The sequence below is a fragment of the Helicobacter macacae MIT 99-5501 genome (assembly GCF_000507845.1).
Classification (GTDB): domain Bacteria; phylum Campylobacterota; class Campylobacteria; order Campylobacterales; family Helicobacteraceae; genus Helicobacter_B; species Helicobacter_B macacae.
In genome coordinates this window covers 258,043-281,680 of the sequence record NZ_KI669454.1, presented here as the reverse complement: position 1 = coordinate 281,680, position 23,638 = coordinate 258,043, and the positions used below count along the sequence as shown (strand labels likewise).

General features: G+C 38.3%; 18 protein-coding genes. 2 read left to right on the top strand and 16 right to left on the bottom strand.

Features of this window, described 5'->3' with window-relative positions:
- Positions 1 to 42: 42 nt before the first annotated feature.
- The 5 genes from HMPREF2086_RS01230 to hemL form a co-directional block, all read right to left on the bottom strand.
- Entirely contained in the window at positions 43 to 1,029 is a 987-nt protein-coding gene (locus HMPREF2086_RS01230; protein WP_023926903.1) for an HlyD family secretion protein, read from the bottom strand.
- A gap of 71 nt (positions 1,030 to 1,100) precedes the next feature.
- Positions 1,101 to 2,600 carry a TolC family protein gene (locus tag HMPREF2086_RS01225; RefSeq protein ID WP_023926902.1) on the bottom strand — a complete coding sequence of 500 codons (1,500 nt, stop codon included), beginning with the start codon at positions 2,598 to 2,600 and terminating at the stop codon, positions 1,101 to 1,103.
- Between the two features lie 265 nt (positions 2,601 to 2,865).
- Positions 2,866 to 4,035 carry an MraY family glycosyltransferase gene (locus HMPREF2086_RS01220; RefSeq protein ID WP_023926901.1) on the bottom strand — a complete coding sequence of 390 codons (1,170 nt, stop codon included), beginning with the start codon at positions 4,033 to 4,035 and terminating at the stop codon, positions 2,866 to 2,868.
- Between the two features lie 505 nt (positions 4,036 to 4,540).
- Positions 4,541 to 4,990, bottom strand: coding sequence for an AtpZ/AtpI family protein (locus HMPREF2086_RS12440; protein WP_023926900.1), 450 nt, complete (start codon positions 4,988 to 4,990; stop codon positions 4,541 to 4,543).
- Positions 4,991 to 5,005: 15 nt separating this feature from the next.
- On the bottom strand, positions 5,006 to 6,343 hold the full coding sequence (gene hemL / locus HMPREF2086_RS01210; protein WP_023926899.1) for a glutamate-1-semialdehyde 2,1-aminomutase: 1,338 nt from the start codon (positions 6,341 to 6,343) through the stop codon (positions 5,006 to 5,008).
- A gap of 249 nt (positions 6,344 to 6,592) precedes the next feature.
- Here hemL and HMPREF2086_RS01200 point away from each other — a divergent pair, with 249 nt between their 5' ends.
- A complete protein-coding gene (locus tag HMPREF2086_RS01200) occupies positions 6,593 to 7,039 on the top strand; it encodes a hypothetical protein (RefSeq protein WP_023926897.1) in 447 nt (148 codons plus the stop codon).
- Positions 7,040 to 7,130: 91 nt separating this feature from the next.
- Here HMPREF2086_RS01200 and HMPREF2086_RS01195 read toward each other — a convergent pair whose 3' ends face one another.
- The 11 genes from HMPREF2086_RS01195 to HMPREF2086_RS12265 form a co-directional block, all read right to left on the bottom strand.
- Positions 7,131 to 9,158: a ShlB/FhaC/HecB family hemolysin secretion/activation protein gene (locus tag HMPREF2086_RS01195; RefSeq protein WP_023926896.1), complete on the bottom strand. Its 2,028-nt coding sequence runs from the start codon at positions 9,156 to 9,158 to the stop codon at positions 7,131 to 7,133.
- 77 nt (positions 9,159 to 9,235) lie between these two features.
- Positions 9,236 to 9,544 (bottom strand): hypothetical protein, encoded by a 309-nt coding sequence (locus HMPREF2086_RS01190; protein WP_023926895.1) that lies wholly within the window; start codon positions 9,542 to 9,544, stop codon positions 9,236 to 9,238.
- Between the two features lie 33 nt (positions 9,545 to 9,577).
- The gene (locus HMPREF2086_RS01185; protein WP_023926894.1) at positions 9,578 to 10,324 is read right to left on the bottom strand and encodes an SMI1/KNR4 family protein; all 747 of its coding nucleotides are present in this window, start codon (positions 10,322 to 10,324) and stop codon (positions 9,578 to 9,580) included.
- A gap of 26 nt (positions 10,325 to 10,350) precedes the next feature.
- Positions 10,351 to 11,211, bottom strand: a complete 861-nt coding sequence (locus HMPREF2086_RS01180) for a toxin-antitoxin system YwqK family antitoxin (RefSeq protein ID WP_023926893.1) — start codon at positions 11,209 to 11,211, stop codon at positions 10,351 to 10,353.
- A 101-nt stretch (positions 11,212 to 11,312) separates the two neighbouring features.
- Positions 11,313 to 11,789: a hypothetical protein gene (locus HMPREF2086_RS01175; protein ID WP_023926892.1), complete on the bottom strand. Its 477-nt coding sequence runs from the start codon at positions 11,787 to 11,789 to the stop codon at positions 11,313 to 11,315.
- Positions 11,790 to 11,820: 31 nt separating this feature from the next.
- Complete coding sequence (locus HMPREF2086_RS01170; protein WP_023926891.1) at positions 11,821 to 12,441, bottom strand: ankyrin repeat domain-containing protein; 621 nt, start codon at positions 12,439 to 12,441, stop codon at positions 11,821 to 11,823.
- 12 nt (positions 12,442 to 12,453) lie between these two features.
- Complete coding sequence (locus HMPREF2086_RS01165) at positions 12,454 to 13,485, bottom strand: hypothetical protein (protein WP_023926890.1); 1,032 nt, start codon at positions 13,483 to 13,485, stop codon at positions 12,454 to 12,456.
- 112 nt (positions 13,486 to 13,597) lie between these two features.
- Complete coding sequence (locus tag HMPREF2086_RS01160; protein WP_023926889.1) at positions 13,598 to 14,347, bottom strand: hypothetical protein; 750 nt, start codon at positions 14,345 to 14,347, stop codon at positions 13,598 to 13,600.
- Complete coding sequence (locus HMPREF2086_RS01155; protein WP_023926888.1) at positions 14,344 to 21,639, bottom strand: hemagglutinin repeat-containing protein; 7,296 nt, start codon at positions 21,637 to 21,639, stop codon at positions 14,344 to 14,346. Before HMPREF2086_RS01155 ends, HMPREF2086_RS01160 begins: the two co-directional genes overlap by 4 nt.
- On the bottom strand, positions 21,578 to 22,153 hold the full coding sequence (locus HMPREF2086_RS12270) for a filamentous hemagglutinin N-terminal domain-containing protein (RefSeq protein WP_023926887.1): 576 nt from the start codon (positions 22,151 to 22,153) through the stop codon (positions 21,578 to 21,580). Before HMPREF2086_RS12270 ends, HMPREF2086_RS01155 begins: the two co-directional genes overlap by 62 nt.
- A gap of 2 nt (positions 22,154 to 22,155) precedes the next feature.
- The gene (locus HMPREF2086_RS12265; protein WP_187367094.1) at positions 22,156 to 22,695 is read right to left on the bottom strand and encodes a two-partner secretion domain-containing protein; all 540 of its coding nucleotides are present in this window, start codon (positions 22,693 to 22,695) and stop codon (positions 22,156 to 22,158) included.
- A 32-nt stretch (positions 22,696 to 22,727) separates the two neighbouring features.
- On the opposite strand from HMPREF2086_RS12265, the gene HMPREF2086_RS12260 reads away from it, so the two are divergent.
- On the top strand, positions 22,728 to 22,850 hold the full coding sequence (locus tag HMPREF2086_RS12260) for a hypothetical protein (RefSeq protein WP_267902061.1): 123 nt from the start codon (positions 22,728 to 22,730) through the stop codon (positions 22,848 to 22,850).
- Positions 22,851 to 23,638: the final 788 nt, after the last annotated feature.

Below are 23,638 nucleotides of genomic sequence, written 5' to 3'. Positions count from 1 at the left end.
TCTAGCTTTTTTCTAGCTATTGCAAAAATTATTGCTCAAAATCTACCTGCTTGGCAAAGTTACCACCGCACTCATTCCTACGCGAAATTCGCCATTATTTTCTAGTGGCACAGCCTCTATCTCAAAGCTTTTTAAATCATACCCCTTAGAAGTAGAAGTCGCCCTCCAAGTGGCAAAATCCCCCATAACCGCGACATAACGCACCTTGAAAGAGACTTGTTTGTTTAGTGCGGGGATATACGCGCTAAACTCACTCCCCACGCTAAAGCTAGGCAGATATTCCTCTTGCACACTTAGCTTTAGCCACGCATCTTTATTATCCACCACCATTACCACAGGAAATCCACTAGGACTTAGCTCGCCCTCGCTTAGCAAGATATTTGCCACCTCGCCATCAGCAGGAGAAAACGCCTGCATATCCTCGATATAAGCCTCCACTTCGCTTAGCTGTCCAGCGGCGGCTATTTCTTTTTGAGTAGCGGCTTCTTTAGTTTCTTTTGTCGCGCCATCTAGGGCGATTTTGTATTGCTGATAAGCAGTGTTTTCGCTAAATTTCGCATTTTGATACGCAGTATAGGCTTCATCTTTTCTTTGCAGGCTTGCCACGCCGTTTTGATATAGCTCCTCAATTCTCTTATAAGTCTTTTCAGTTAGTTCTCTCATAGCTTTAGCACTATTATAAATATCTCGCGCAGATATGATACTCTCTACACGCGCACCTTTGTGCGTCTCCTCTGCGATAGCCTTTGCCGCTTCATATCCTGCTTTTGCTTGAGTTAGCTTGGCTTCTACTTCAGGGGATAGTATGGTGAAAACCAAATCGCCCTTTTTTACCATATCGCCCCTTTTTACAAGCACAGAGCCTACGCGACCTGCGAGCTTGGAGCTTACGGAGTATTGCTTAGCTTGTATTTGTCCTTGTATGATTTGAGGCTTGGGAGCATAAGCCTTATAAAAGCTAATCACTAGCCAAAGCACCAAAATCGTGGCGATTACCACCACAAACCCCACTTCAAATCGCTTTTTCATTTTCTCACTCCTTTTGTTAGATTGTTGCTAGATTGGTAGCTTTTGGCAAAATCGTGCCTAAAAACACCACACTACTCCAAATATCCATAAAACTCATCTATCTCATCACTTAGGGCAAACAACTTCGCAAGGGAGAGAATCGCTCTATATGCGGAGGTTTTTTGCTCAATTAGAGCTGATTGCAAGGCGTTTTGCGCATCGATTACTTGCGTGCTTGTCGCCATTCCCTGCCTAAAGGCATTTTGCTGAAGTTTTAGATTTTCTCTCGCTAGAGATATGGAGGATAGCAGGCTTTTATACTCTTCTTTTAGATAACTTGCTTGGGCGTAAGTCTTTTGGGTTAGTAGCGTTAGTTCTTTTGTGGCTTGGGATTTTAGGCTTTGTGCTTCTAGTTGAGAAATCTTTGCGGCTTGGTATTTTTGCACCCTTGCTGCAGGAGTGAGGATAGATACCTTTGCAGCCAAGCCCACACTAAAAGTAGGCATAGCTTGGATAAGCAAAGATTTTTGACTATCGTGGAAAATGTAGTTCCCAAAAGCAACTACTTGAGGCATAAACGAGCCAAAAGAGAGCTTTTTTGCTTCTTTTGCTGCATCGATTTTTAAATCCGCACTAGCAAGTAGTGGATAGCTAGATAGCGTTTTTTCTATGAAATATGATTCTGGTTTAAGCGGTTTATCAAGCAGGCTTAACGCCGAAGTGGGAAATACATTTGGCGTATCTAGCGCACTATCCAAAGCTAAAGAAGCGATTTTGTATGAATTAGCAGCTTCTTTTTGCTTATTGGTTGTTTTATCTAGGGCTACTTGTGCGACTAGCACTTCAAGATGAGCGATTTGCCCGCTTTTTTCTAGATTTATAGCATTCTCATAGTGAAGCTGTGCGCCATCTTGAGCTTGGGATAGCACTTCTTGGACTTCTTTTGCCAAAATCGCACCATAATAAATACTTGCCAACTCCTCAAAAGCAAGTAGCTTTTTTAGTCGCAAGGCTTCTAGCGCATCTTTTTGGGCGATTTTTGCTAGCTTGATTCCGTGCAATCGCACTCCACCCGCATAAAGCGGGTAGATGATATTTATCGCACCTATGATTACATCTTGCTTTAGAAATGTGATAGGCTGGGATAATAGCCCCAAAATATGCTGCATTTGTGTCTGTGAAGCGATAGCAGGTGGGATAGAAGCAGAATTGATAGGGAGCTTTTCTTGGATAGGTGCGTCCAAATGCGTATAGAGCGCACCCACGCTAATATCTGGCAAAAAGCTAAGTTTTGCACCGAGTTGGAGCTTTTTTGCCTTTTGTAGATTGTAGTCTTGGGCTTTGATAGAATCGCTATTTTCCAAAAATACAGAATACGCACTAGCAAAATCTAGCTTTGTAATTTTTGTGGAATCTTTTGTGTCCTGTGCTGATTGTTGTCCTGCTTGAGTGGCTTGTGTCTCTACTTGCGAGCTGGCATAGACAAAGTGGCTAGACACTCCACAAACTACGCAAGCTACGCAAAATACACGCCAAATTGTGCAAACCAAACTGAAAAACTTTTTGAAAAACTCATCAAACAAAAATTTCATTGGCTTTTTACCCCGCTTGTGATTGCCCAAAAATCACAAAAATGACTAGGCAATCTACAAAAACACCAAAGGTGTATCCACACTTTAGCCACACAAGCTATAAATACTTAATTATACACAAATGGTAATAATATGTTAATAAATATTTAACTTTTGTAGATTTTATGTTGAGATTTTATGGATTTTAGCAAAGCCTTATTTTGCGTATTTCGCGCTATTTTTACTTACACAAGGCTACTTAGATGTTGTAAGATTTTATTGTGAATTATTGTGCGACAAATTTGTTATACATCATCGTGTAGATAACTACAAACACCGCACAAGTCATCGCTAGTGCCAAAGAATTGGCATAAAAAAGCGTAGCAAGCGCGATAAAAGGAATCTGCGCACACAGCATAAGCAAAGAAGTGAGGGGGTTACTCCCCAAACGCCTAAAAAGAAGCGTATGAAAAGGCAAGGAGTCTTTTTTCTCCAAGATTTTGCGTCTAAAAAACAAAAACAGCATTTCCCACACAGGATATATCACCACACATAGCGCATACCAAGGGCTAACGATAGAATAGCTAGTCTGTGTAAGTATCACTAAAATCATTGCTAAGCAATACCCCAAAAAATACGCCCCGCCACTACCCAAAAACACTCTACCACTTGGGAAATTTAGCACCAAAAATCCGAGCACCGCGCTACCCAAAATCGCTGAAATAATCGCCAAAGAAAGTATATCTACGCTCATAGCGACACTCATTATGGACAGGCTCACACATAGGACAAATCCACCGCTTAAGCCATTAAATTTGTCGATTAGATTCACGGCATTGCAAAGCCCTACGATAAGGACAATGCTAAGCATTAGCCCACCGATATATGGTAGCTCAAATCCAAGCCCTAGAGATTTTAGCCAAATATCAAGCCCCAAAAGGCTCAAAAACACTCCGATACATTGCAAAAATACGCAAACTTTCAAGCCAAACCTAAACCCCATATCTTTGATAAATCCGCTTAAAAACACGATAAATCCACCAAGCATATAAAAAGTGAAATGCACATATAGCCCCGCACCCAAAAACACCGCACACACTCCAAGTATGATTCCCACTCCGCCAGCTTTTGGCGTGGGATAGTGAGATGATGGGTGTGTAGAAAATGGAGAAAAAACACAAGCTAATTTCTTTGCCAAATCTAGAGAATCTACTCTACTAGGCTTTGTAATGGGATTTGCAAGTGGGTTTGAAATGGGTGTTGAAATTTGGTTGGGGTAAGAATCTCTATCCATAAGAGAATCTGCCAAAATCGTGTGCTTTTTGCTAAAGCGGATAAGCAAAAACACCGCAAAAAACGACACACAAAAAGCGATAGCGCAAAAAGGAAGCGCAAAAAGAATCTTTTGCGTGAAAATGGTGTTTTCTAAAATCGTGCTATGCAGTGTATGTGCCAAAGATTTGCTCCGTTTTAAATATTTTGTAGCTATTTGTGTGGTTTGGCGCGGTGCTATTTAGTCAAATATTTTTGCTAAATGAAACTGCTAAATAGACTTGCCTCAAACAAAAATCCTAAATGAAATGCAAATTAAATATAGCTTAAAAGATTCTATCTTTTTGGGATTTGTAAATGAATTGTAACAAAATTTACTTGGTAGTAGGCTTAAAGCAAGGCAACAAAAGCAAATTTTTACAGATTTTTGTTTGAATAGCGTTTATTTTCCGCGCACAAAAATGTAGGGAAAATAGTTAGTGGGTGCATTGCTATTGCAGATTCTAAATATTTAGCGCACTAGATTTTGTGCTAAGTCTATCAAAGCTATTTATAAAACTATGTGCCAAAAGAATATAACAAGAATATATAAAGAGATTTTAGGATAAATCCCACCAAAAGCACAAAAACTAAAAAACGGCAAAATCCAAAAAGCTATACTAAGTGGCACACCAAAGTAGCTAGCCTACCTAGTCGTCCTCATCGTTTGTGCTATGCTTTTTGTAGCTATATCTTGGGTCATCTGCTAGTGCGTCTAGCTCGGCTTTTGTGCGCTTATAGGCTTTGTGGATATTTAGCCCCGCTGCTGCCACTCCCCAAAAAATCCCAAGCCACAATAGCCACACACTTCCACTGATTCGCTGCAATACATACCCAATCCCAAGTCCTAGCAGTATCGCCACCACGATAGAGATGCCCAAACTCAAATCATACGCACCGCTTATGACTTTTTGGACTTTTGAATAGCGAGCAGAATCTGGGGTGTCTTTAAAATCTATCAAACCCTCAAAATCTGCAGATTCTGCAGATTTTGAGGGTTTTGTTGATTCTAAAGATTTTGCCGTGTCAGTCTTGCTTGCAGAATCTGCTAAATCTAGCGATTCTTTTGCTTGTGTGCTTTTTTCTTGCTTCTCTTGCATTTATGTGCCTTTACACTACCCTAGTGCTTTAAAAGAATCACTTGCCCTATCTAGCACGGTATCAATTAGCCCTTCATTCATCGGCTCGCACACAAACCCCGTCTCAAACTGCGAACAAGCAAGATACACGCCACGACTTAGCATTTCCCTATGAAATCGCGCAAATAGCTCCGTATCTGCTTTTTTTGCATCATCAAAGTTTTGCACACCATTGCTAGATTTTAGCCACTCCTCGCCCCTTTGCCCCTGCCCCATAAAAAACACCCCAAACATACTTCCCCTAACAGAAGTTTCTAGCACGATATTGTGTCGCTTGGCTTGGGATTTTAGCCCCTCTGTCAGCCGTGTGGCTAGGGATTGAAGCCGTGAGTAAAGCTGCGTGCCCTTTGACTTTATGAAGCGCAGTGTGGCTAGCCCTGCACTTGTAGCGATAGGATTGCCACTTAGTGTGCCTGCTTGATATACCGCACCTTGTGGAGAGAGAAGTCGCATTATCTCCTCACTCCCACCAAACGCCGCTAGAGGCATACCTCCGCCGATGACTTTACCAAATGTAGCCAAATCGGGTTTTAGATTTATAAAACTTTGGACACCATTTAGCCCAGCGCGAAATCCACTCATCACTTCATCTATGATTAGCACGATTTCGTGTTTATCACATAGCTCTCTTAGCTCACTCAAAAACTCCTCTTTTGCAGGCACAAGCCCCATATTCCCAGCAATAGGCTCTATGATTATGCAGGCAACCCCTTTGCCATTTGCCTCGCTAGCAGATATGCACGAGCACACAGAATCTATATCATTATACCTCGCCACAAGTGTGTGCTTACCCAAATCCTCTATAACGCCCGGTGAGCTAGGATGTCCAAATGTCGCACACCCACTCCCTGCACTCACTAGCAAGCTATCGCTATGCCCGTGATAGCAGCCATCAAACTTGATAATATCCTCCCTGCTAGTATAAGCTCGGGCTAAACGAATCGCACTCATCGTAGCTTCTGTGCCAGAATTTACAAGGCGCATTTTTTCTAGCCCCTCATAGCAAGGCAAAATCTCCTTGACAAGTGCAGTTTCTAGCGTAGTTGGCGCACCAAAACTTAGTCCATTCTTTGTCGCTTCTATCACGGCAGATTCTACCTCTTGGTGTGCGTGTCCTAGTAGCAATGCCCCCCAGCTTTGGACAAAATCCACATAGCAATTCCCATCAATGTCATAAATCTCATAGCCCTTGCCCTTTGCGATAAAAGGCGGTGTCCCACCCACACTTTGAAACGCCCTCACAGGAGAATTTACCCCGCCTACAATCACTTGCTTTGCTTCATTAAAACTATTGATACTATTTGTTAGCTCCATTTTTGCTCCTTTTGGTTTGCTTGGGATTTATAAGCATTTTTTGTGGCTTATTGTAACAAAATTTTTCACAAAAAATATCCTCATTTACTATGAGTGGATAAAATCCGCGCGCTTTTATCCAGCCTTTATAATGTTTGCCAATCTTTGCCACAAGCCACACAAATAACGCAAAAAATAATGAAGCAAATGGGCTTTGCAAAATGGCAAAAACAAAATGCAAAATCATAACAACAATCCAAAGGAGTAACAATGCAGGCAATCTACCCTTATGCGCAAATCGTGCATTTATTCTGTGCTATCATTTTCATAGGCTATTTGTTTTTTGATGTGGTGGTGATGAGATTTGTAAGCAAACACCTTGACAAAGATACTTTTAGCCGTGTATGCGAGAGTATAGAGGGCCGTATCACAAAGTTTATGCCCTTTGTGGTGCTTACTTTGTTTCTTAGTGGTGGAATGATGGCAAGTAGCTATATCGGGCTTGAAGCGGGATTTTTCACTACGACATTTCAAAAAATCTTTATGATAAAGATTTTGCTAGCAAGCTGTATATTTGCGCTTGTGATAATGTCGCTATCATTTCACTTTATCCTAAAAAAGCCAAATCCTATCGGCAAATATATAGGAATCCACACGCTTGTATTTGCTATCGGCGTGGTGGTTACACTACTAGCAAAGATTATGTTTATGGTGTGATGAGTATTTTTGGGGGAATTTAGCGTTGGGAGGGGGATTAAGTATAGAGATAGGGCGAAATATATGAGATTTTTGCTTTTCTCAAAATACTTCAAAACATACTCCCCACGCTAAAATAAAAATGCCTTTTATCTAGCTTGCTAGGATTATATAGTGGGACATATCCCCACACTTCTGCGTTGAAATATTTGGAAACATATAGCTTTAGCCCCACTCCACCACCTGCTAGCAGCTTATCTAAAGTGGGCTTCTCATATAGATTTAGGCTATATCCCATATCTAGCCCAATACTTGGCACAAACCGAACACCATATACGGATTTGGCATAGTAGCTAAAGTCATTGCGATATAGCACGCCTACTTCCCCACTTAGCACCAAGCTATCAAACCCCCTCACACTATATATACCACCCAAGCTTAGTTTCTCGCTAGCATATAGTTGCGTGCGAGAAACCTGCGTTTTTACAAATCCTGTGTATACAAATCTATGATTTTCACTCCCAAATGGAATATACGCCGAAGCGTCTATGGTAGGAATCGTATAAAAGAAATTCGGCTTAGAATCATTAGAAGTGGTAGGGAAATTATCCATAGCACCAAGTGCCTTTATGCCTTGCTTTATGCCTATGCTTATGTCAAATGAAGTCTGCCTAAAAGAGCGTAGATAATGCACTCCTGCATAGATATTGCTTAGATTTCGCCTCTGTGTGATAAGCTCAATTTTTTCTAAGTAGTTTTTTGCCCATCTCTTGCCAAGCCCTAGACTTAGGCTTAAGCGATGATTTGCATTCATAAACACAAGAACCTGCGCTTTTATGTCCATATTTGCTAAGTATCCATTGTAGCTAAATGTGTTTTTGGCTATATCTATGCTTTGGGCATACCAAGCATAAGAGCCAGACGCACTCAAAAGCACTCGCCTAATAGGCATAGAAAAATCCAAAGAAGTATAAATGCTACTCTTTTGCTTATCCCAAAGGGGTGTAGAGACAAAATACGCACTTAGCTTCTCTGCTAGTCCTGCTAGATTTTCTAGCCCAAACTGCAAAGAAGTTTGGTAGATATTTGTTGCCCTGCTACCTGCATTGTCTATGCTTATAGCTCCATAAAATGGCGCATAGATTTTGCCTAAAGTTTTTGCTTGGTGGTGGAGGTGGATTTTTGTTTGGGGGATTTGGAGTGCTTGGGTGGTGTCTTTGCTAGATTGGGTGTCTTGTGTAGATTGTGGAGTTTGTAAGTTTGATTTGGTGTTTGATTCTAAACTAGATTGCGAGTTTGGTTGTTGGCTAGATTGCAAGTGAGATTCTAGGTGAATCCTAGACGAGACACTCCGCAATCGCTTATAATTATACAGCCCGCGCTCAATAGCAGTGATATTTAGAAAATCCCCTATCTTTATGCCATAGTCTTTGCGCAAAAGTCGCGCGTATTTGGGATTGTCTATGAGTATGTCGCTTATAGTAGAAGTCTGCAAAGTGATTAGAAGTCTTTTTGTGCTAAGATTTTGTGGCTTTAGTCCAAAGTTAGTGGTTATGTAGCCCTTTTTTATGGCTTTGTGCTTTAGTGCATTTAGCAAGGTGGCTATATCGCTAGGCTCAAGGCATCTGTGCGAATATGTGTCAAATATCGGCTGCAAAAAGCCAAACTCTTTTTGGACTTTTTGCTTAGGAAATGGCGAAGTAAGCGCGATATAATCCACCCAAAAGCAAGTTGGATTGGATTTTTGCGAGTATTGAAGTGTGTCTTGGCTTTGTTCATCTGCTTGCCTTTGTATTTGCTCCTCCGTTCGCCCCTCTCCATCTGCTTGTTGTCTTTCTACTTGTTGTCTTGCTTGATTTTCTTGGCTATCTTGTGAGATTTCATTGGTTTTTTGATTTGATAGAGATGGGACAATAGCGTCTTTTAGGGATTCTTGGTAGGAGTTGTATTGATTTCTTTGCTGATTTAGTTGCTCTATATTATCCGCAGATATACTATCGCCAAATGCACTAGACAACGCAAATGGTAGTATCAAAAGTGCTGTGGTAAGTTTTGGTATTTTGCAATCTATGTGAGTTACACCGCTCTTTTTAGTCATTGTATGTAGATATTCATCTTTGTTGATTGTATGATTTTGCAAATTCTTATTTTCCTAATTCTTAATGTGTTTTGCAGATTTTAGTAACTTTGGCAAAATAAAACAAAATAACTACAAAATTAGTCATTCAAAAATCCTTTTTGAGCTAAATCATTGCATAATTTCTTTAATGCTTCATACTCATTATCAATTATGCTTATCTCATAGATTTCTTTCCATTGGAGATTATTTTTAGACTTGATACCCTTATCTACAAAAATCTTGTTTCCTCTGTCGTTTTGGATTTGTATGTATTTTTTGTCTTTTTGAAGCACAACGACAAAATTGCCAAAACTTCCACTATCATAATACAAAGATTCTATCTTGTAGCCCAAGTCCAAAACTAGCTTGATACTCTCATATAATCTTTTAGAATCAAAAGAATCCAAAATAATTCCATTTAAAAATCTTAATTTCTTATTCTAAACAATCTCAATCTCTATCTGCGCTCCATCGGGCAAATCCTTTGTCTGCGTGTAAATGTCCGCATACAATGCGCTAAATTCACCAAAATCTAGCCTAGTTAGCCCGCTATCCTCCCCGCCCAAAATGTAGGGAATCTTGGGACACAATACTTTACCAAACTCAATGACTTCTCCTTGTCCTCTATACGCTTGTGCTTCATCATATCCACACAGATGAGGATAACCCTCAAGAATAGTGCCTAAAAATTCCTCAAAACTACTAGCAATCTCTCTTATATCTCCCAAATCGGGGAAAAACTGAATAATATGCGTTGAATTTATCCCAAAATGCTCCCCCAAGACATTGCGCGCAAACAAGAAACACTCCTCAATGCTGCAATAGGCTTTTTTCCACTCGCTTTTGTTTATGGATAAAACACTATCAACTTCTGCAAGGTTTGTTATCCTCCCGCCAACTAAATGATATGGATAAAAAATCAAGCATTCCTCAAAAGCACAAAGTCCATTTGCCACTTTTGCAATCTCTAAATATTCTTTGAGAATTTTAGAATCCATATCTATATATGGCAAAGTTTCTAGAGATTTGACAAAATCCGCATAGATTTTGTCTGTGCTGTGATATAGCCTTTGTCCAATCTGTAAGAATCTGCTTATGTTTGTCATTCTACAACCTCTATTTTGATTTTTGTCCCAATCACTTCCAAATATTTTTAAAATCGCTTTGTGTTCTGTCATAGCATTCATTTTGGATACTCCCTATAAAGCATTTGTTATGTTTTTTTCAGTGGTTTTAAGAGTTTGCAAGCGATAGTCTTAAAAATATTTCTACAAAATGACTTTATTTTTGATTGGCTACCTTTTTTTAGTTCATAGTATTCCATTTCAAGTGTAGATATAAAGTCTTTATTTATGATTGTGCCACTAGGGTATGTGTCCTCGTCCAAATACACACTAACCTGCGTATTAGTGGTATTTTTGCCTGTATAGTCTATTTCCCATATTAGCTTATCTTGTTTGTATTTAGCAAGAAACATTACCTCGCTTTGTTGAGAAAAAATTACAGATATTCCCTCATACAGCCCATTTACAAATCGAACTTCCCTCTCTAGCACCCCATTGTCATAATCTCTAGCCACCCCGAAATATAGCCCATTCTTCACTTCCCATTCACTTACTTTTTCATTTTCTTTATATAGCTCTATTTTTCCATTTATGTATTGCCCATCAAGTGTTTTAAATATGCTTATCCCATTTTTGCTCTCTAGTCTTGTGTATTGCTTAGAATAATATGTTTTTGGCTCACTTACTAGCTCATTCTTATCATTTTTCCAAGCAAGAAACTCATATTGCAAATATATAGCAAAATCCTCATCTAGCGTTTCATTTTCTGCAAAATCACTATCAATATCTATATTTAGAGCGATTGGCTCGATACTCCATAGCAATTTACCTTTTTGATATTTTTGGATTTTGGAGAGAACACTTTTAGATTCACTATTTGTAGTGTATTCTTCGACAAAATCATTTGTAGAATCCTCTGCAAATGATTTTGCAATGGGCTTTGCAAGATTGGTTTCACAAGAGTTTTTTGCAAAGGATTTTGCAGATGTTTTTGATTGTGTATTATTCATTTTTTCACCTTATTTTTTATTTTTTTTAACAAAATCTGTCTTTCTTTGCTTACTTGATTTGAGAGTTTTTCAAGTTTGTTTTACCAATCGCAGCTATGCTACTAAAAATCCCCAACTTCAAGCAATTTATCTATCAAAGATTCTATTATTATTCCTTTTTGTGTGGGATTATTTTGTATATCAAAGCTATGTAGCATAGATTCTAGTAAATAATTGACGATTCCTAAAACCTCCTCAAAAGTGCATACCAAATAAACTACTTCATTAGAATCTATTTGTAATCTTAGGGCACTAATCCCACGAGATTGGCTTAAAAACTTTGCATTATAGCCTTTCCACATATCCAAAACTACATTATTTGTATTTTTTAAAATGACAATGTTTTCATCACAAATAATCTCTCCGCTTTGTGATATAGCACCTTTGTTGCATATATTTTGGCTAAAAAGTTCTAGTTTCTTGTGCAATACCTCACTATCTCCAATGTCATCTTCGCAGAGAACCTCTGTATTTATACCAAGACTATATAGCACGCTAGCTTCTTGTGGGGATAATTTTATTTTGAGTGTTGTCTCCATACCGTTATGACCTCTCTTGTGTGTAAGTGAGCTATCCATACACGATAGCATACAGATACTTTGCCACTTCCGTCAAATCATTATTTATCGCAAGGGCTAATGGATAATTGCCCTTCTTTGTTTTTGAGAGAGGGTTTGAGCCTTTTTCTATGAGCTTTTTAGCAAGCCTAAGATTATCTATATGATTTGCAAATGCAAAAAGACAAGCAAAATGCAGTGCTTCACAGCCCTCGCTATCTGCGACAAAGACATCTGCGCCAATATCTACATAGCGCATTGCTACATTTACATTGCCAAACATTATTGCGTAGTGAAGTGGGGTTAATCCCTCTTTGTTTTGGTGGTTTATAGAATGCAAACTATGAGGGTAGAGCGATAAAAGTAGCTCCACCCTAGATATTTCATCACAAAAAGCCACACTATGCCAAATCCCCTCTCCAAGAGCATTTATATGCCCTATATCTGCGCCATTTTCTAGTAAATATTTATACGCGCTAGAGCCTTTGTCGCTCATAGCATACAAAAGCAAGCTATCATTATCCTCATCTGCGAAACAATGATTTATATCATATTTGTCTCTATGTGTCCGCAAAAAATTTATATCACTATTACATAGTGCATTTTTTAGATTTTCATAAAAATCTTGCTTCATTTTGCCTCATAGTTATTGCAGTATAAACAAATCGCGGTTTTTTGCTTGGCTTTTTATTTTTGTAGCATTGCCAAAAGATATAAAAGTCAGCACATACTCTTCGCTTGCGATAGCCCAAGTTTTTTCCTCTGCGATATGCCACCAAAAGCCACCTCCATTTCTCATTAGCCTATAAAAATCCAAAACAAATTCATCATAAGAGGTTTGATAAAGCAAGATTGTATCTTTGTATCTATGAATGCCAGACTTATAAACGCCAAAACTCTTGTATATCCAAAGCATAAAATCTAGCAGTTTTTGCTCACACTGCATTCTATGTTTCATTTTTTGCATATCACTTTTTAGAGCACCCCTATCAAATACATAATCTTTTATGCACTTCTCACGCTCACTAGCACTAAGCCAATGATTCCACAAAGTAACATAAAAACACTCTGCATATTGCGTGATATATTTTTGGCTATCAAAGTCCTTATAAACCCTTATATCCTCCAAATCAGGAGAGATTCCAAAGTATTTTAGCATTATTGTTTGCATATTTTCATCTATGAGTTTTTGAAGTTTGCGATAGTGAATAGCCCTTGTAGAAAAGCGTGGTTTTTGTGCTTTTGACAAAGTATCATCTACAATGCAAGCTAGATGATACTTTGTAGCCAAAGTGCTTAATTGTTTTTGTGGTATTTTATCCTTAGAATAGGCATAAAGCACTTGCCTACCCACAACAAAATAAAAATCCAGCTCCTCCACAAAATACACATAATCATTTCTCTTTCTAGCCATAGACAAATACAAATCATAAGATTGCCAATTTTGAATGTCTGCGCTTGGCACGATAAATCTATTAAGTTTCAAAAAATTTTTAAGATTTTTGGTAGCCACTTTTTGATTGCGTATATTTCTCCATAATCTTTCGCTCTCCCCCTGCCAAATGCTGTATTGATTTGATAGCTCCATTATGAAAGCAAAGAGATTGTTATCAAAAAATATTTGTGAATTTTGAGAATCTAGATGACTATTAGGGATATACGCGCAATACTTACTCATTTATTTTACCTGTATGACATTGCCATATTTATCTAGCGCACCTATAAGTTTGCCATTTTGTAAATTTACAAAATATTTTACGCTAACTTGCATAGCAAGATTTTACAAAACCTCATAGCACCACTCCACAATGTTTTTGTAAATTTTCTAGTAGCACGGTATTTAGAAATTGCACCATTTCACGCAGGTTTATAGCACCTCCATAAGCACTTAGTCGCGAATGGTCGTAATGTAGCTTTACCCAATTTTGTTGGGATTTTGATAGCTCGGCATTATATTGCTTCATCTTTGGATTTTCGTATTTGCAAGTTAGCCTTGTCTCATCTATCCCATCCTCTATGTCCGCGTGTATCCTCCACCCACTGCTTGTAGTCTCTACAAAAAACATCGTATCGCTATCCAAAATAACACCCTCGCTATTTTTGCTATACATTTTTTCGCATATTTTATAAAGCGTTAATAATTCTTCATCAATTTTTATGTTACTAAAATCCACACTATCATCTAAAATAGCACACATCTTTTTCATATTTTTTGCGAAATCCTCACTATTTCGTATTTCATTTATAGCCTCGTATTTAAGATAGCTTGGCAATATATTATCCATTAAAATCTTGCAATGACTAAAAAGTGTAGAATCTAGGCATTTCTCATCGTTGTATTGCCCAAATAGGCTAAAACACAAAATCGGCTCGCTATTTGTGCATTCATCAAGCCTGCCTTGAACGCTCCCAATACCAAAATTAAAAAATCTAGGATTTTGTGTGTAGCGCGTGATATTCATTTGGTGTGCTTTATCATTTAGGCGATAAAGCCATAGATAATTATCATACCATTGCTCTAAAAATTCTAGAATGCTCACTTTGTATTTCCTTTTGGTATTTCATTTTGTGTTGGTTTTCTTGTAATACCACTCTTATAATCGTGTATATGTGGAGTATTAACACCATTGTGAGGTTTTCCTTTTCCATCATATCCTTTGCTTTTGACAAAACCACCACTTTTTGGATTTTTATTGAAATAAATTTTATTATATTCATAAGTTCTATAATTTGTAATATTGCCTTGTTTATCTCTTTTAAATGAAGTATGTTCTCCTTTTGCATTTTTATTTGGTTTTAAGGCATTTTTCATTTTACCTACATTTTTATCAACCAAAGACTTGCTAGCTTTTTTTGTGCCATTTTGTATCTTTTTTGCAACAAAATATCTAGTGATAGCAGCAATAATAGGCACTAAAGGCAGGGCATTATCCCTATCCACACTATCTATAAGTGAAGCATTGTAGGTGTTTGCTTGTAGAGTGGATTTGGACTCTTTGCTTTGAGTGGCAAGCCAAGATTTAGGTGTTAGGTAAAATTTAGGCGTTAGATGCTCTACTAAGTCTAAATCGCCAAAGTTATTATCATCTAAAGCATTTTGTGAAGTGGCTTGAGAAATGGGTGTGATATTACTTGCACCTTTGCTTATATCTTTATATGCAATATTGCTAGATATATTTGTGCTACTAAGTGCTAGATTCTTACTAGGTTTTGTATTTGTTCTATTTGTGTTTATGCTTCTTGTGTTTATGCTTGTATGTATGAGATTGGCTATATTCCACGCTTTTATGGCTTCTTTGCCTGCTATGTTTGCTAGGGTTTCACTATGAGTATAAGTGTGTGCCCTCTCGTGTGCGTCTGTAAATATAGTAGCATTTGTATCAGTGATGATTCCACTTGCAGCATTTAGGTAGTTTTGATTGTAAGTGGCTTGGCTAGTGCTATGAAATCCTAGTGCTTCATCGTTTGGATTATAATAGATTTTGCTTGGCTTCTCTGCGCTAGATATGCCTAGTGCTAGAGCGTATTGTATATCTAGTGTGTCTTTGCCTCCTGAGAGATTATCTAGGGTATCTTTTGCGAAGTCATCTTGGCTTCTAGTGAGGGCTGTGCTTTGTTGGGATTGCTTTAGTTTCCATAGAGTAGGTGTATCTTTTAGGGATATGTCTTTATTGCTTAATGCTTGAAATGGTGTGCTTATAGCATTATATAGAGTATTTGTAGCACCATAGCCACTTACAAGGGTATTTTTCTTAAAGTTTTTTATATCACTAGCTATTTTTTCTCTACCATTCCTACTAAAGATTCTATTATCTATGCTTAGATTAGAGTCTAGTGCGTTTGTTTGAGTGTCTTTGGTTATGATAGTGCTACGAGATAAATCTCTATTTAGCCCTGATAGTGGTTTGGGTGGTGTGGGAGTGCTTGCAGTATCTAGGGCATTTGGTGTGTTTGCTTTATCTGCTAGGTTTATAGTAGGGTTTGTAGAGTTTGTATTGCTTGGTGTATTCGCGCTAGATATTGCTTGATTGTTGTTTGATAGTTTGCTTGTCGTATTTGTGGTGTTTAGAGTGTCTAGCGTGCTTGTAGAAATATCATCTATTGTGCTTATAGAAAGAGAATCTAGGGTATTTGCTACATTTTCGGTATTTATAGTTTTTGGAGTATTTATGGAATTTATGGCATTCGTAGCGTCTATGCTATTTGTAGCACTTGGCGTATTTGTGGTGTTTGGCGTGTGGATATTGATATGCCCATATCCTAGTGTAGCATAAGCTACGCCCTCTTTTTTGTGTCCTTGATTGTGTAGGTTTAGCCCTGTATCACTAGCACTTAGCGATAAGCTAAACGCTTTGGAGTCATTATAGTCTTTGCTTGACAGATGAGAGTGAGTGAGGGAGTGGGTGTTTAGAGATAGTTTTTCTTGTCTGCTAGAGAGGATTCCACCTGCAAGGTGAGTGTTGCCTCGTATATTGATAGTGGCACTACCTTGTGATAGTAGTGATGCTTGAGTTTGTATCCATTCTTTATCTGTGTTGCTAGAGCTTATTCCTAGAGATAAGTTTAGAGATTTAGCATTTTTAGCGAGTTTGTTTAGTGGGCTTTCGTGCGAAGCGCGTGAGGAAGTGCTAGCATTGCTTGTAGTGCTACCATAGCCTAGTGAGGTTGATACACCATTACCCTTAGCATATTGACTAGAGTATTTGGATTCTATCTTTAGGGAGTTGGTATTTGCTTCTAGGGTGTTTGATTCTACATTTGAGCTAATGATATTTAGAGATTTATCAGTATTTAGTGTGATATGCTTGGCATAGCTTGTAGAGTTGTTTTGTGATATGGAGTTTGCTTTGGAGTTCTCTTGTGAGTAGCTAGCTTGCATTCCAAAGCCATTTGTGCCATATTCTATGGAAGTAGAGAAGTCCTTGTGTGAGTGTTTGCTTGAGTAGGTGTCCTCGCTAGATTGTAGCGTTATGTCATTATTTGCTTTGTAAAATATGGAGTTATCAGCTAGTAGATGAGAGCCTTTCTGCACAATAGAATTGGTAGCATTTAGAGATATGTCATTGTTTGAGCTCAAAAATGAAGCGGTGTGGATAGTAGAAGCACTATCCGTGCTTTGCTTGCTACCTGCTAGGCTAAGCCCTGCACTCACATACATACCTGTGCCATAGCCTGTGGTGGCTGCTGTAGCAGCAGAAGCAGTAGCATTTGTGAGGTTTATCATAGAAGTAGTGAGATTTGCAGTTGCTAGGGCTACATTTAGCTTAGCATCTTCTAGGGCAGCACTTGAAGCCTTGCCTTGCTTGTGTAGGGATTTGATATGTTCATAGTCTTTGCTTGCTTTGGCAAGGGCAGTGCTAGCCTGATATACTCCATATCCTGCATAGCCCGCATCTACATAGGCATTGCCCACGCTTAGAGTAGTGCTTATACTACCTTGTGTATGTGATTGACTTGTAGAGTAGGAGTTTTTTGCAGAAGCTATCATTATATCATTAGCAGAATCTAGTGAAATATTGTTTGCTTGCAAGTTTGAGCCAAATATAGAAATATTTGGTGTGCCCGTATTGTTGCTTGTGGGTGCACTATTGCTTGTAAGAGTATTACTAGAGCTGCTAGCATTGCTTATTACTAGATTGTTGCCTATGTTTAGGTTTGAGGAGATGACTTCTTTGGCATAAGCACTTGAAGTGTCCTCTTTGTAGTCTGCGATAGTGGTATGCAAGCTACACTTACCACCCTTGCATTTTGTGTCTTTTAGTAGGCTTATGCCACCTGTGAGGGCTGCTTTTAGCCCTTGAGTTATGGCTTGGCTAAAGTCTGTTTGCTTCTCATAGTGAGTGGTAGTAGTGGTAGAGTAGGCATTGTGTATATTTATATTGCCCTTGCTAAGTAGTAAAGCATCGTTGCTTATAGTAATATCTGAAGCGATGATATTTATGTCATTATCGCTATGAAGTGTGAGATTTTTGCTTGTGAGGTTGGATTTGTGTGCGAGGGACTTAGAGAGAGTGTCTTTTTGCTCGCTATTTTTTAGCCCAAACACTCTTTTAGATTTGCTAGAAGTGCTTAGATAGTGGCTATCTTGCACATTTGCTAGACTAAAGCTATCTGTGGATATACTTGTTTCATCTTGTGAGTGTATATCTACTCCTAGCAAAGTGGTGTTTTTTGCATTTATGCTAATAGAGCTAGCCCTTAAAGTAGAGTTTGTGTGCGTAGTGTCTTTTGCAAAAGTGTGTGTATCTTTGGTATTTATAGGGATAAATCCTAGCACATTATCACTTGTGCTTGTGGTGGTGTCTTTGCTCGTGTTATGAGAGAGGGCAGATTCTATGTAATTGTTGGTAGCATTTAGCGATAATGCATTGCTAGCGTGGTAGTTTGTGCCATTTGAGAGGATAGAATCCTGCGCGTTTAGAGAGATAGTGCTAGCCCTTAGGCTACTCCCCCTCTGCACCTCACTTTGTGTCGTGGTGGTGGTAGTGGTGTCTTTGGAGTAGAAAAAACGCTCCTTAGTGCTATGGTGCGTAGAAGTAGCATAGTGCGTATCTGTGGTGCTATCTAGGGAGATATTGCCCCTTGAGTGCAAAGATATGCTTTCACTAGCGTTCAAGCTAGCATTTGCTAGGTTTAGAGAATCTTTTGCACTTAGAGATATGCTATTTGCACTAAGTGTAGTGCCTACGCGAGTGGTAGATTTACGCGTTTGATATGAGTCTTTGTAAGCAGAATGCAATGCTTGAGTGCTTAAGTGCAATGTGCTTGAGCTAATAGAGATATTATCATCTGCGCTTAAACTTGCACTAGAGATAGAAGCAGAATCTGTGCTGTGTAAAAAAAGTGAGCCAGCCTTTAGCGTAGAAGTAGAGTAGATAGAATCTATGCTATGAAGTGGAGTAAGGCTTGTGCCTAGTTGGTTTGTGTAGTTTGGATAACTTGCATAGTTTGTGTGATTTGAATGGCTTGCATAGTTTGGATAGTTTGCATAGTTTGTGTGATTTGAGTAGTTTATTTGACTTGTTTGGCTTGTATGATTTAGGTAGCTTGCTTGATTTGGGTAGTGATTTGCGCTAGATAACAATGCAAATGGATATAAGCCACTTGAAGCATTTGTGCTAATAGCATATCTAGCAGGTGCAAGTATAGTTTGTGTAGTAGGTGTATAGCCCTTAGTAGTAGTGATGAGAGAATCTATGCTGATATGCTTTGCTTGCAAGTAGGCTTTATCTCTAGCTTGTATATCTCCTCCGCCTATATAGAGTGTGCCATCACTTTGCAGCACAATGTCTTTTGCTTTTATATCTCCTAAATGTGCTAAAGCCTCGCTTGTATGCAGGCTTATCCCATTTCCTTGCAGGGTAGAGTCATTGCTAAAAGTGTGTGAATGCAAAGATATAAAATCCCCACTAAATCCTATGGAGCTAGCAAAGGGAGATAAAGCAGGGCTTATAGAATTGCTAGATTTCAAAGAATGTGCAAGATTATTTGTGCTATTATGCACACCATTTAGTGTGTTATTAAATGTGCTATTGCGTGCTCTATTTAGCGCACTATCGTATGTGCTATTGAGCGTTTTATCATTGTATGTGTTATTAGTAGTGTTGTTAAATGTGCTATTGAAAGCGTTGTTGTGGATATTGCCATATATGTCATTGCGTATAGTATTGAGTGTGTTGCTATATATATCGTTGCGCGTGTTATTAAGCATATTGTTATGTGCGCTCTTAATCGCATTGCTAGATACATTAGAAATAGTGGGGCTATACATATCATCGCTTTGGTTGTAGCTATATTGATTAGTATGATAATGCTGATGAAGTAGCAGAGATTTTAGATGATTTGCTTGAGAATCACTAAGTGCTTGAATATCTAGGGCATTACTAAGAAACGCACTAGAGTTATAAAAAATCGCTTTAGATTCCAAATCCAAATTTGCTAGAAAAATCTTTGCTTGGCTAGAATCCCTACTAGCAAACTGATGATAAAAATAGCTAGAGCGCACAAAAGATTCTCTATCATCATATCTACCACTATCAAATGCACTTGTAGAGAATGAAGCATTTGAATAGTTTGCTAGTGTGTTTATGTCATTTGTGGTATTTGGTGTATTTGTAGTGTTTGGATAGCTTGTAGTGCTTGTGTTGCTTGTGTTGTTTTGGTGGTTTGGGTTGAATGAGTGATTTGGATAGCTTGTAGTGTTTGTGGAATTTATAGTGTTTGACTCATTTGTAGCAGGGCTTAAACGCGCAGAGTGTATATATTTGGCATACTCATTTGCAATGTCTGCATTTAGTCTTGCTATGTTTGGTTCTAGTTGGCTTTCTAGCGTGGGGAAATCTAGCTCAATCTTACTAATAGAGCGTGGTGGAGCATAAGTAAAAACTCCTTGTGCTGTTGCAGTGCGAAGCTCTCTAATATTACATATCCCAAGTGTAAAAAATCCGCAGAAAAACCCTTTAACACCTGCATAATTTTTCCAATAAGTATATTGATAATTCCTTACTTCCACACCATTATCAATGACTTTTTGATAGGCTTGTGTCTGTGTGTTGCTAGAATTTTTTGCTTGTATTTCTAGGATATTACTAGCACTTATGTAGCTATTGTGATTGCTAAGTGTGTGGGCTAGTATGTAAGTATCGCCACTAGAAGCGATGATACTTGGGCTAAAGCTATCTAACTCATCGACATATACACTCCTCCAAAAATGCTTATCGCCCACTTGTTTTAGATTTCTTATGTATTGCTTAGATTGCAAATGTGTCTTAGTGCTAGCTAGACCGATATTATTTATGGTATTTGCATATATAGATAGAGTATTTAGGGCATAAATGCTACCTTGTGTATTCTCTAAAGTATCTACCCTCATAGAGAGTGCATCTCTTGCATAGATAGTTGAGCTAGTGTTTGTGATAGATTTTGCAAATATGTTTAGAGTGCTAGAAGCATAGAGCGAAGCAGTGGTGCTTGAAGTAGTGTGTGTGGTATCAGTGGTGTTTGTAGTATCTGTGGGATTTGTAGTGGTATAAGGTGTGGTGTCAGTGATATTGTATGGGGTAGTGTTTGCTGTATTTGCTGCATTTGTGGTATTTGAGGCGTTTGCTGTATTTGTGGTGCTTATAGTGCTTTTTGTGTTTGCATTATTTGTAGAATCTTGGGTGGTGTGTAAAGTGGCATATATGGTGGGAGCTATGCTAGCTGTGTGATTTGTGTTGTCTGTGTTGTCTGTGTTGGTTATGCTAGTTGTGTGGTTTGTAGTATTTGTGGCATTTGAGTTTGATTGATTAGAATCATTAGATATATGTGATTGTGTAGCATTATGTGAGTAGAGTGCTTTACTTATCTGCTTGGTTTGATTGTCGGATTGGTTTGCTTGATTTTCCTGTATTGTTTGTATTGTTTGTATTGTTTGTGTTGTTTCGTTTGTTTTTGTGGCGATGGATAATCTACCATTTATATCGATATAAAATCCATTATCGCCCTGTGTGTTTGAAGGGAGTGTAGCCATAGTGCCACTATTTTGCACCAAAGAGTGCTCATCACTTGCGATTAGATAGATAGAGTTTGCAAACACTCCTCCTAGATAAGCAATATCAAGGGCTAGGACTTCATTTGTGCTATTTAGCTGTGATGCAATCTCTTGTGTAGATTGTTGATTAGATTGTTGTGTGGATTTTGCACTGCTTTCTTGTGTGTTTGTTTGTGTAGCATTTGATTGTGTGCTTGAGTGCGGGCTTGTGTTACTTTGCGGGCTTGTGCTAGTTTTATCATTTATGGTATTTTTTGCATTTGGTGTGTTTGCTATTTGCAGTGGTTGCCAAAGAAGCAATGCCCCCCTTATCACTCAAAGATATATCATTGCTTCCTAGTAGTATGGAGAGATTATTAGCATAAAGTGCTTTGTTGATTTTTAGGGATTTAGATAGAAGTGTGAGTATGGTAGTGTTGCTAGCATTTAGTGAATCAATATTGATATGTCCTTTTTGCACTCGCAAAGATAGATTGTGCTTTAGCTGCTCTTGTAGTGATTGGGGGGATTGGAGTGAATGGGCAGAATTAGCATTGCTTAAGGCATTTGCTGTATTGTTATTTGGCGTATTTGTATTATTTATGTTGTTTGCATTATTTTTGTTATTTGTGGTATTTATATTATTTATGATATTTGCGCCATTAGTGTTTATTGTATTATTGTTTAGCCATTTCTCATCTAAGGCTAGTTTGTCCTCTATGAGGGCTGTGCTTAAGGCTAGATTTGCTACATTGCTAAACCCACAAGATTTACATACGATTCCATTTGGGTTTGCTATAAGCACACTTGCTTTATCTCCTGCGACTTCAAGCATTCCTAGTAAGTATGAGGGATTTGCAGAGGTGTTACTTGGTTTAGGATAAGAGAGGCAGTGGAATCTTTTAGGTGTGGGTTTGAGCTAATAAACCCTGCTAGATGAGTAGAAGTGATAGATTGCAAGGAATTATTTAGTATAGCTCCTTTGGGCTTAATGTTGAAATCTATGTAGTGATTATTTGATATGCCTTGTGCGTTTGGTGTAGTGATATTGATGATTTCTATGTTGTTTGGAGAGTGGGTAATGCTAGGGGATAAAGAGCTGGTAGAAGTATCAGGTGTGATAGGGAGGGAATCTAGGGATTCTAGCTTGCTTGGCAAGCTAGAATCTAAGCTAGGATATGACAAATGTGAATCTTGTAAGTGCTGTGTGGGGGAATCTAGCAAAGGAGAATGTAATAATGCAGATTCTAGTTGATTTGCATTGGGTTGTGGAGAATGTAGTGAATGTGGGGAATCTTGTAAGGTAGAATATTGCGAAGTAAAATCTAATAAAGCAAAAACTTGTAAATGTGAATGTGGTGGAGAAGTATCTTGCAAATGTGGAAAATCTAGTGATGGAGAATCTAATAATGCAGTTTCTAGTTGATTTGCATTGGGTTGTGGAGAATGTAGTGAATGTAGGAAATCTTGTGGGTTTGGTGGGCTTATCGGTGGTGGTGTGGGCGATTGTAGTTCAGTTGGTTGTAGCGTAGCTGGTTGTGGCGGAATTAGTTGTGGTGTGGGGATTTGCTCTACTAATGCACTTAAATGAAGTTGGTTTGGTTGAGTCGTGTGGAGCTTAGATGAGATTACTTGTGCTATCTCTAAATGCTGTGGCGCATTATCTAGTGCATAAGCGCAAGGTGTGGCAACTAGATAAGCGCAGATAAAAAGCGAGATACACCTCCTTTTATATTGCTTTAGGTTACTTTTATTTAGATTGCTTGGTTTGGAGTGAATTAGGCTAGATGGTGTTAAATTATTTGATTTTAAGTTGCTTGGTGTTAGGGTATTTGACTTTAGGGTATTTCGTTTTAGATAACTTTGAAGTATTTTTTTTATTGCTATGTATTTGTGTATGTTTATGTATTTGTTTATACTTTACGCGTGAGAAATAGCCCAAAATCAAGTGGCATAGAGTAAAGCAGCCTAGACATACGAAATATGTAAAATGCCTCAAATGATATTCCTTATTTTAAAACCTTTTTTTTATAAGGCTTCTTACTTTGTTTTACAACTATTTTTTATAGTGCAATTTAATTAGCATTAACAACACTCCCAACCTTTAGCTAGAATCTCTTAAGACTTTTATGTAAATTATGTGAAATCTTTTTTTAGAGATTTGGTGTGGTGTATTGGGGAGTTCTTGAGCTATGGGGCTTAAGCGGGGTTTTTCAAGCGGAATCATTGTAGCGGGATTTGGTTAATTTAGTGAAAAAGTGTGATGAAAAGGGTTGAAGCATAAAATCAATCACGCCACATACAGCAAAGTGGTAATATA